Annotated in this window: 9 protein-coding genes; 3 read left to right on the top strand and 6 right to left on the bottom strand. The window is 37.0% G+C overall.

The genetic code is table 11. The features are described 5' to 3' along the window. The first annotated feature begins 503 nt into the window (after positions 1-503). Positions 504-1,973, top strand: a complete 1,470-nt coding sequence (gene guaB / locus GVN22_RS05440) for an IMP dehydrogenase (protein ID WP_166550031.1) — start codon at positions 504-506, stop codon at positions 1,971-1,973. 194 nt (positions 1,974-2,167) lie between these two features. On the opposite strand, the gene hemE is transcribed toward guaB, so the two are convergent. The 3 genes from hemE to GVN22_RS05425 all read right to left on the bottom strand — a co-directional run bounded on the left by hemE (position 2,168) and on the right by GVN22_RS05425 (position 6,136). Then, positions 2,168-3,199, bottom strand: coding sequence for a uroporphyrinogen decarboxylase (gene hemE, locus GVN22_RS05435; RefSeq protein WP_166550030.1), 1,032 nt, complete (start codon positions 3,197-3,199; stop codon positions 2,168-2,170). 123 nt (positions 3,200-3,322) lie between these two features. Then, the gene (locus GVN22_RS05430; protein ID WP_166550029.1) at positions 3,323-3,772 is read right to left on the bottom strand and encodes a thioredoxin fold domain-containing protein; all 450 of its coding nucleotides are present in this window, start codon (positions 3,770-3,772) and stop codon (positions 3,323-3,325) included. Between the two features lie 147 nt (positions 3,773-3,919). Then, a complete protein-coding gene (locus GVN22_RS05425; RefSeq protein ID WP_166550028.1) occupies positions 3,920-6,136 on the bottom strand; it encodes a peptidoglycan-binding protein in 2,217 nt (738 codons plus the stop codon). Positions 6,137-6,496: 360 nt separating this feature from the next. On the opposite strand from GVN22_RS05425, the gene yihA reads away from it, so the two are divergent. Beyond that, positions 6,497-7,099 carry a ribosome biogenesis GTP-binding protein YihA/YsxC gene (gene yihA, locus GVN22_RS05420; protein ID WP_166550027.1) on the top strand — a complete coding sequence of 201 codons (603 nt, stop codon included), beginning with the start codon at positions 6,497-6,499 and terminating at the stop codon, positions 7,097-7,099. Positions 7,100-7,188: 89 nt separating this feature from the next. Further along, positions 7,189-7,617 carry a DUF5606 domain-containing protein gene (locus GVN22_RS05415; RefSeq protein ID WP_166550026.1) on the top strand — a complete coding sequence of 143 codons (429 nt, stop codon included), beginning with the start codon at positions 7,189-7,191 and terminating at the stop codon, positions 7,615-7,617. Between the two features lie 61 nt (positions 7,618-7,678). Here the strand turns inward: GVN22_RS05415 and GVN22_RS05410 are convergent, their stop codons facing one another. The 3 genes from GVN22_RS05410 to murQ form a co-directional block, all read right to left on the bottom strand. Beyond that, positions 7,679-7,969, bottom strand: coding sequence for a hypothetical protein (locus GVN22_RS05410; protein ID WP_166550025.1), 291 nt, complete (start codon positions 7,967-7,969; stop codon positions 7,679-7,681). 181 nt (positions 7,970-8,150) lie between these two features. After that, positions 8,151-8,474, bottom strand: coding sequence for a c-type cytochrome (locus GVN22_RS05405; protein ID WP_095161374.1), 324 nt, complete (start codon positions 8,472-8,474; stop codon positions 8,151-8,153). Between the two features lie 336 nt (positions 8,475-8,810). Beyond that, on the bottom strand, positions 8,811-9,647 hold the full coding sequence (murQ, locus tag GVN22_RS05400; protein ID WP_166550024.1) for an N-acetylmuramic acid 6-phosphate etherase: 837 nt from the start codon (positions 9,645-9,647) through the stop codon (positions 8,811-8,813). Between the last annotated feature and the right edge of the window lie 3 nt (positions 9,648-9,650).

Below are 9,650 nucleotides of genomic sequence, written 5' to 3'. Positions count from 1 at the left end.
TGGAGCTTGGTAACTACAAAACTCTTGCTTCCCTTTCTTTTTACCTAATTTGTCCCATTTTTTAGTAGGGTAGAGTAGCTTACGGCATATTGCTTAGAGCCTAGAGCAAGTATAATTGCCCAATAGCTTCAGATATTTTACTTTTATCAATGACCATCAAAATCATCAAAAGTTTAATTTCTAAACCTGATTAAAACTTGAATTATTTAGATTAATTATAAATAATAGCAAATTTAACGAATTGATTTTAACAATACGTTAAATAGAGATGATGCTTATCTAAAAAATGTACTAAAAAAAATATTACTATTATTTTGAGATTTGAAGGTAAGAAAAGTGTCTTTAAAGCGAAATAGCGTGATTTTGAAGATAATATGGCAAGATAAAATGAAGACGTACTTCGAATTTTACAAAAAAATAATAATCATTTTTTGATTTTTCTTTTAAAAGTACAAAACTCGTCGTAAATTTGTCTGGCAAATAACAAATCAAAGCTATTTGCCATGTTAGACACATCCAAGTTCTTATACGAAGCATTAACATACGACGACGTATTGCTTCTTCCTGCTTACTCAGAAATTCTTCCGAGAGAAACTAGCACTCAGACCAAACTTACTCGCAACATCACGCTTAATACTCCAATGATTTCGGCTGCTATGGATACAGTTACCGAAGCTGATTTGGCTATTGCGATGGCTCAAGAAGGAGGTATTGGTATTATCCACAAAAATATGACCATTGCACAGCAAGCTGCGCAAGTAAGAAAAGTAAAACGTTCGGAATCGGGTATGATTATCGATCCTGTAACACTTACAGACGGTCAAACACTTGGTGATGCTCACCGTATCATGCGTGAATTTAAAATTGGAGGTATTCCAGTGATCGATTCAGAAGGTAAACTTATTGGTATTTTAACAAACCGTGATTTACGTTTCCAAAAAGATTTGACCAAAACTGTCAATGAAATCATGACTAAAGATGGTTTGATTACAGCTCAAAAAGGAATCTCTTTGGACGATGCAGAAAGCATTTTACAAGAATTTAAAATTGAAAAATTACCAATCGTTGACGGAAACAATAAGTTGATTGGATTGGTAACCTATAAAGATATTATCAAACGCAAAAATAACCCTTACGCATCAAAAGACACATTGGGTCGTTTGCGCGTAGGTGCTGCGGTTGGTGTTACTCCAGATTTGTTAGAGCGTGTTCAAGCGCTTGTAGCTGTTGGAGTTGACGTAATTAGTATCGATACAGCTCACGGGCATTCTAAAGGTGTAATTGAAGCCTTGAAACGTGTGAAAGCTCAATTCCCAGACCTAGACGTAATCGTGGGTAACGTAGCTACAGGCGAGGGCGCAAGAGCTCTAGCTGAAGCAGGTGCCGACGCTGTAAAAGTAGGTGTTGGTCCTGGTAGTATCTGTACAACTCGTATTATTGCTGGTGTAGGTATGCCACAGCTTACAGCCGTATACGAGGCAGCTAAAGCAGTAGCTGATTTAGGTGTTCCTATTATTGCTGATGGTGGTATCCGTTTCTCTGGTGATATTGCAAAAGCAATCGCTGGTGGTGCTAGTACAGTAATGATTGGCTCAATGTTGGCTGGTACTGACGAGGCTCCAGGTGAAGTGATTATCTTCGAAGGACGTAAATTCAAAACATACCGTGGTATGGGCTCTCTTGAAGCAATGGAAGATGGTTCGAAAGACCGTTATTTCCAAGATGCAGAAGACGATATTAAGAAATTAGTTCCAGAAGGTATCGTAGGTCGTGTACCATTCAAAGGTTCTGTATCTGAAATCATTTACCAAATGGTAGGTGGTTTGAAAGCAGGTATGGGATACTGTGGTGCTAAAAATATCACTGAAATGCAAAAAGCACGCTTCGTGAAAATTACAGCAGCAGGGGTAAAAGAAAGCCATCCACACGATATTACTATCTCGAAGGAAGCTCCAAACTATAGCGCGAAGTAAGCAACATCCGCAGTTTATAATCATAAATTATAGCTTTGTAGAAATTCAAAAGGCTCAGTACGATTTGTATTGAGCCTTTTTGATAATGTCAAAGAATTGCGGATTGGGGATTTATGATTGCGGAAGTATAAAAAAGACTCCCCAAAAAGTGGGTCATAGTTCCGAAATCCAACATCCGAAATCCGCAATTTTCTCTATGCCTGGTATTCCTTTACGGTATCGATAAAGCATTTTACTTTATCTGGATTAGTATCTGGATATACGCCGTGTCCTAAGTTTGCAATGTATTTCTGTGTTCCAAATTGCTGAATCATTGAACGAGTGTGCTTTTTGATTTCGTCAAATGAGCTATACAATACACATGGATCAAGATTTCCTTGTAATGTTTTTGAATCGCCAACCAATTTTCTTGATTCAGCAATATCCATATTCCAGTCAAGACCCACAACATCACAATTCAATTTACCCATATCTTCACGAGCAAAGAATGCACCTTTAGCAAATACTGTTACAGGTACTTCGGTAATAGCATCGCAAATTTGAGCAATATACGGCAATGAATAAATACGATATTGTTCAGGAGAAAGGATACCAGCCCAAGAGTCAAAAATCTGAACTAAATTAGCTCCTGCTGCAATTTGAGCTTTTAGGTAAGCAATAGTAGTATCTGTAATTTTTTGTAAAAGAGCATGTGATAATTCAGGCTCAGAGTACAATGCTTTTTTTGCTTTAGAAAAAGTCTTTGAGCCTCTTCCTTCAATCATATAGCAAAGTAACGTAAACGGTGCACCAGCAAAGCCAATTAAAGGCACACGGCCATTTAATTCTGATTTTACAATTTTGATGGCATCCAATACATATTTAAGCTCCTCCTCTGGATTGGCAACACGTAGCTTTTCCACATCTGCCATCGAATGAATCGTAGTAGGAAAAATAGGACCTACTTTTTCTTCCATCACATAAGGTAAGCCCATAGCTTCGGGAACTACCAAAATATCAGAAAAAATAATTGCGGCATCTACACCTAAAATATCCACAGGCTGAATCGTTACTTCAGCAGCTAATTCTGGGGTTGTCGCTAGTTGAATAAAACTCCCTGCTTTTTCGCGAACGGCACGGTATTCAGCTAAAATTCTACCCGCCTGACGCATCATCCAAACAGGCACACGCTCTACTTGCTGCCCACGTGCAGCTCTCAATATTAAATCGTTCTGTAAGTTTTCCATTGATTCAGCAATTCGAGTGCCTTGATATGTATGTCATAGTAGGCTGGCTCGTATAATATTACCGCAAATATACGGCAATATTTCGGTATGGGATTTTGAAAAAGAAGATAAACCCAAAGAATCCTATTTCGAGGTGGTCTTTTTGTATTTCAACAAGGTTTTTATCAGATATTCAGGAGGGAAAAAACCTTTGAGTCGTTCTAGCTCTTTGCCTCTTTCATCCAAAATAATCGTAATAGGATATTCCGAAACTTTATAGATATCAGCCACATCCATACCTGTAAATTGTTCCACATCTACAATTTTAGAAACATATCGTAAACTTAACAATGAGGCTACCTCTGGCTCTGAGAAGCTTTCTGCCTCAAGCTTTTGACAAGGCTGGCACCAACTTGCCGAAAAAGTAAGCAAGATAGGTTTACGCAATTTTTTAGCTTCTTGTAATGCTTCTTGATAGTTACCTTGAAAAAATGTTGCCTCTAGGATATTATCAATAGGTATGATCTTGTCCTGAGCTTTTAGCGAATGGTTCAGAAACAACAATAAGCTTAGTATAAAAGTAAACAGTTTCATAGAAGTGGATGTCAAGAGAAAATGGTATTATTCATCAAATTACAAATTTCCAGAAATCTTTGTACCCAATGTACTGCCTTTTATAACGCAAAAAGCTCCGTAGTGTTGCTACGGAGCTATGCTATTAAAATCCTTATCTAATCCCTGTTAGTTATCGTTCAAGCCTAAGGCTTTCAATGTTTCGATATTGATATTACCCAATGGAAGGTTGTTATCTTTCTGGAATTGAGTCAAGGCAGCACGAGTTCTTGGTCCAATTACATCATCGATAGGACCTGGATCATAACCTTTAACTTTCAAAGCACGTTGGATTTGGATAATTTTTTCTACAGTCAATTTGTTACCACAAATTACTTCTACCCAATCAGCGTACATATTGTCTGCCACTTTTGTAGTAGTTACGAATGAACCATACTCAGCAGGAATAGTCTTTTCAGTAGTTTTAGCCGCAGACTTAACTACAGTACGAGTATAAGTTTTTGACTCAGCCGGAATCTCTGTTTCTTTAGTCGTAGCTTGCGCCGCTAGTAACTGACGTACGCGAGTTTCGTATTGAGCTGGAGTTTCTACAACTTTTGTTGTAGCTGGAGATACCAATACTTGTTTTTGACGAGTAGCATATACTGCTGGAATTACTACTTCGCGAGTAGATGCAGGGGCTGCTACAATTTGCTTTGTCAATACTTGATAACAACTTTGTCCGTTTGGAAGTTTGATGCTTGCCACAGCAGCATTTGGCGTAGTACCAGGTGCTACGCAAGGCGTAGGAACATCAATTTCAACAGATTTTGCTGGAGTACCTACCACTTGTTTTGTACGAGTAGCATACACTGCAGGAATCACTTGTTCTTTTACTTCAGCATCTTTTACCAAAACTTGTTTAGTTACCGATGCATACTCAGCAGGAATAGCTGTTTCGCGAGTTGAAGCAGACTTTGCAATTACAGTTTTGCTGATAGTTTTGTATTCAGCAGGAATTTCTTTTTCTACAACTCTAGCAGGTTGGTCAACAACTTCTTTAGTATAAGTTTCGTACTCAGCAACCACGTCTTTTGCAGAAGCTAAGTCAGCAGGAGCTACCAATACTTGCTTTGAGAAAGTTTTGTATTCTGCAGGAATCACTGTTTCCTTCACAGTAGCAGGCGAAGCCAAAATCTGGCGAGTGATAGTAGTGTATTGTGCAGGAGTTACTACTTCTTTTGTACCAGCTGGAGTTTTTAATACTTGCTTAGTAATTGTTTTGTATTCAGCAGGAACCGTTACAAGACACAAGATACGACAGTCATCAGGGTTAGCAGACAAACATGATGGATCAGCTTTACCTTTTTCGTATTTTGTATATTCATCACGAATTTTTACTTTTTCAGTAACTGTTTCGTACACTGGAGGAGTTGTCACCAAAGCAGTAGTAGCTTCTTTCACTAATACTTGCTCAGTTACAGTTTTATATTGAGCAGGAACAACTTCCAATTTTTTGGCAGCTTCTTTTACCAATACTTGCTCGGTTACAGTCTTGTAAGTAAAGGCATTTGGTGTCAAAGTTTTAGACGCTTCTTTCGTCAGACGTCTTTCTGTTACTTTTTTGAAAGTTCCAGGAACGACTGTCAATACTTTAGATGCTTCTTTTACTAAAATTGTTTCTGTAACAGTTTTAAACTCTGCTGGAATAACTTCCAAGCGAGAATATGCAGGTTTTACCACATATTTTTCTGTTTCAGTTTTGTACACTGCAGGAATCACAGTGTAGCTTTTTGAAGCAGGTTTTGCCACGTATTGTTCTGTTTCAGTTTTCAATACTGCTGGAACTACTTCCAATTTTTTACAAGGAGAGCCTGTCAATTCAGAACCATCTGGGCGAACAAAAGCTCTGCGTTGGTTATCCCATGAACCAGCCATATAAGAGCCAGTTGGACATCCACCTACAAATACTTGTTCTGTTACTGTTTTGTACTGTGCAGGTACAACTTCCAATTTTTTAGAAGCTTCTTTTACCAAGATAGTTTCTGTTTCTGTTTTGTAAACCGCAGGGATTACTGTAACTGATTTACCTGCTTCTTTTACCAATACTTGTTCCGAAACTGTTTTGTATGCAGCAGGAACTACTTCTAAGCGTTTTGCAGCTTCTTTTACAACAATTGATTTTGTCTCTGTACCTAATACTGCAGGAACTACTGATAAAGTTTTACCTGCTTCTTTAGATACAAATTGTTGTGACTTAGTGGTAAATTGTGCTGGCTTCAAACATTTCGCATAACACTTGCCATTAACAGCGTTAGGCGGTAGGTCATTTTGGGCGTCAACTGCCGTCGAGACCGTACTTAGGGTTGCTATCGTTAACAATAGCGAATAGTAATTTTTCTTCATGGTTAGAAAAATTTATCAGGTGTTAAGGATTTAATAACAAATTTACGTGTCGTTACAATAAAAAAAAAGTGACATTTATAAACCACGTCACCAATAATTACGTCATATAGACGTAACCAAATCCCATCTGTCACTATATTTTACAATTAACTCTTATATGTAGAGTAAGAGAGCGGATAATTAAAATTGTGTAAATTTGCGGATGTTTGTTAAAACTAACAAACTTATTTGACACAAAGACACCCTGAGAGGGCATTATTTGTGCTAATATATTACTATTTCTTGCAAAATGCTAGACTTAGTAAATTCATAATTTAAAAAAAGAGGAGCTTATCGCTTTTCACCATAAAATTTAGCGCCATGAAAATCACTCAAGCGTCTTTTTTAATGAGTAATTCCACTTATCAGCAATGTCCTAAGCCTGATAAGCCTGAATATGCCTTTATCGGAAGATCCAACGTAGGAAAGTCATCTCTTATCAATAGCATTGTTAGAAAAAAGAACCTTGCTAAAACATCCCAAACGCCTGGGAAAACACAACTTATCAATCACTTTTTTATCAATGAAGACTGGTATTTGGTCGATTTGCCAGGATATGGCTATGCTAAAGTGAGCAAAGTTGAGCGTGAGAAATTCGAAAAAATGATTAATGAATATCTTACACTCAGAACCAATCTTGTATGTACTTTTGTACTCATCGATGTAAGACATGAACCACAGAAAGTAGACGTTGAGTTTATGCAAAAACTTGGAGAAAATGGGCTTCCATTCTGCATCGTTTTCACAAAAGCCGATAAGCTTTCAAATACGGCAGTGAATAAAAATCTTGCTATTTATGAACAAATCATGCTGGAAACATGGGAAGAAATGCCACAATATTTTGTGACGTCATCCGTTAATGGAACTGGTCGTGAGGAGATTCTAGCATATATTGACGAGCTTAATCAGGGCTTTAAGCCGTAGTTAGAAATAATTTTAGGTCTTTTTGACGAAATACTCTTGTCAAAGCCTTAAATAACTAATTTTGTAAAAACAAATTATTAAGATATCATATGGAATTACTAAAAGAAGTAGCTAATATTTCAGGTAAAAGCGGATTATACAGAATTTTAAAACCTACTCGTACTGGCGTTATCGTAGAAAGCCTTGATGGAAAAAAAGAACGTTCTGTGGTAGGAGCTAATGCACGCGTATCAGTTTTGAAAGATATTTCAGTATATATGTCGGATCATCAAGATAGTTCAGTTCCTTTGGCTGACATTTTCTTTGCGCTTAAAGAAAAATATAACGAAGGTGTTGAATTAAATACAAAAACTGCTTCAGACGAAGAGCTTTATGCAATTTTAAGCGAAGTTGCTCCAGACTTTGACCGTGAGCGTGTTTACCCATCTGATGTAAAGAAAATCATCAACTGGTTCAATACACTTTTGAAAAACTTGCCAGAAGCATTTGAAGTAAAAACAGAAACTGCTGCTGAATAGTCGTTATTGAACAAGTCATAAAAAAGGAGTGATAGGTTTCTATCACTCCTTTTTTATGCATTTAATTCATAACAAGTTTGGGAAAACGATACAACTGTGAATCATAAATCACTAGTTGCTCGACCTCTACATCCCACTTGTGATATATGGGCGACTTTTCTAAAGTTTGTAGTACCTCTTTTTTGCTATTAGCATTCATAATAATCCAGCCTTGCGTAGACTCGGCCGAAATCGCATACGAATCTATAATTCCTTTCTGAATCAACTCTCCTATAAAGTTACGATGTTGAGGTACTTTTGAGAGTAACTCTTCGTCCAGTTCAAATTGAAATATTACCTGATATTTGTGCATAGTCGTAGCGATTAGATATAAACCATTGAACCACTCATAAGTCAATATACCATAAAGTGATTTTAATCATAACACAAAAAAGAGACCATTAGTTGTGCTTTCTGCGAATTTCAAGACTTAAAAAACAAAAAACCTTGGTAATTATGACATTACCAAGGTTTTTCACAGAATCGTATAATTCTTATTTCTTCTTTCTTAACGAGTTAATCCAAGTAGCAATTTTGATAGCATCGTCCTTTGGAACGTTTTTCATAGCTGCCATTGGAGGATAACCTGGCCAGTTTGATGGCTTTGGATTAGCAATCAATTCAACGATTTTCTCGTTAGTATATTTTTTCTTAGCAACATCTGTGTAAGCTGGACCCACCAAACGAGTATCTACTTTGTGACAAGCAGTACAAGTATATTTAGTCATCAATGGTTTGATGTCTTCTGGGAAATCTTCTGCTTTTGCATTGATCGCAAATGCAGCAAGTATTAGAGAGCTCAAAACAACTTTTTTCATTTGTAATTCAAAGGGTTTCTTAAGGAATTGAATAATAAAGTAAAATAAAATTTAAGATAGTAAGCCTATTACCAAATATTATTTCACCAATCTTCTCGAAATACAAAATAAAGACAAAAAGATGATTTATTTATCATTACCTATGTGTTTCTTGATTTTTCGGTAAAATTTAATTTTAAAAGCTACAGAATCCTAAGAATTAGTTTTCAAAAGAGATAACTCTATTAAACGCCTTGTCAATTCTGAAAATCTTATAATTGTACTTCTCAAATTTTTTCTATACTCTTTCAACGACAATATTAAGCTAAAAGTACTAAGCTCTATGTTAATGGTTTGTTAACGTAAAGAAGAGCGATAAGCATCTATTGCTTTGCGCACACTACCATGCTCTTGCAAGAGTGTTTCAGCGAGGGTTCTATCGATTCCTAATTCTCTGATAATCATATTTTCGGCTCTTGCTACTAATTTGTGGTTGCTCAATTGCATATCCACCATTTTGTTGCCACGAATACGACCTAATTGTATCATTACAGAGGTCGAAATCATATTAAGAATCAGTTTTTGTGCAGTACCTGATTTCATACGTGTACTACCTGTTACAAACTCTGGCCCTACGACTACCTCAATAGGAAACTCTGCTTCTTTTGAAATTTCACTTCCTATGTTACAAGAAACCGAACCAGTCAATACCCCATTGTTACGAGCAGTACGAAGACCGCCAATAACATAAGGTGTACGCCCAGAAGCAGCAATTCCGACCACTGTATCTAGTTCGTTGATATCGTACTGTTCGAGGTCCTTCCAAGCTTGTTCTTCATCATCTTCGGCATACTCTACAGCCTTGCGAATAGCAGTATCGCCACCCGCAATGATACCAATAACCAAGTCAAAAGGAACACCAAATGTTGGAGGGCATTCTGAGGCATCTACGATACCTAATCTGCCGCTAGTACCTGCTCCAATGTAAAACAGGCGACCGCCTTGCTTCATTCTTGGAACAATTTGGCTAACTAAGGCTTCAATTTGTGGAATAGCCTTCTCAACAGCGTGTGGTACTGTTTTGTCCTCATTGTTAATACCTTCCAAAATGGCCGTAATAGACATTTCATCGAGGTTATTATATTTTGAACTTGCCTCGGTTGTGAGTGTTTCTAAGTTGATTTCTTGTGACATAGT

Source organism: Cellulophaga sp. BC115SP (assembly GCF_009905545.1).
Classification (GTDB): Bacteria; Bacteroidota; Bacteroidia; order Cytophagales; family Spirosomataceae; genus Flectobacillus; species Flectobacillus rivi.
Note: the sequence above shows the minus strand (reverse complement) of the source record. Positions and strands in the feature narration are given on the sequence as shown.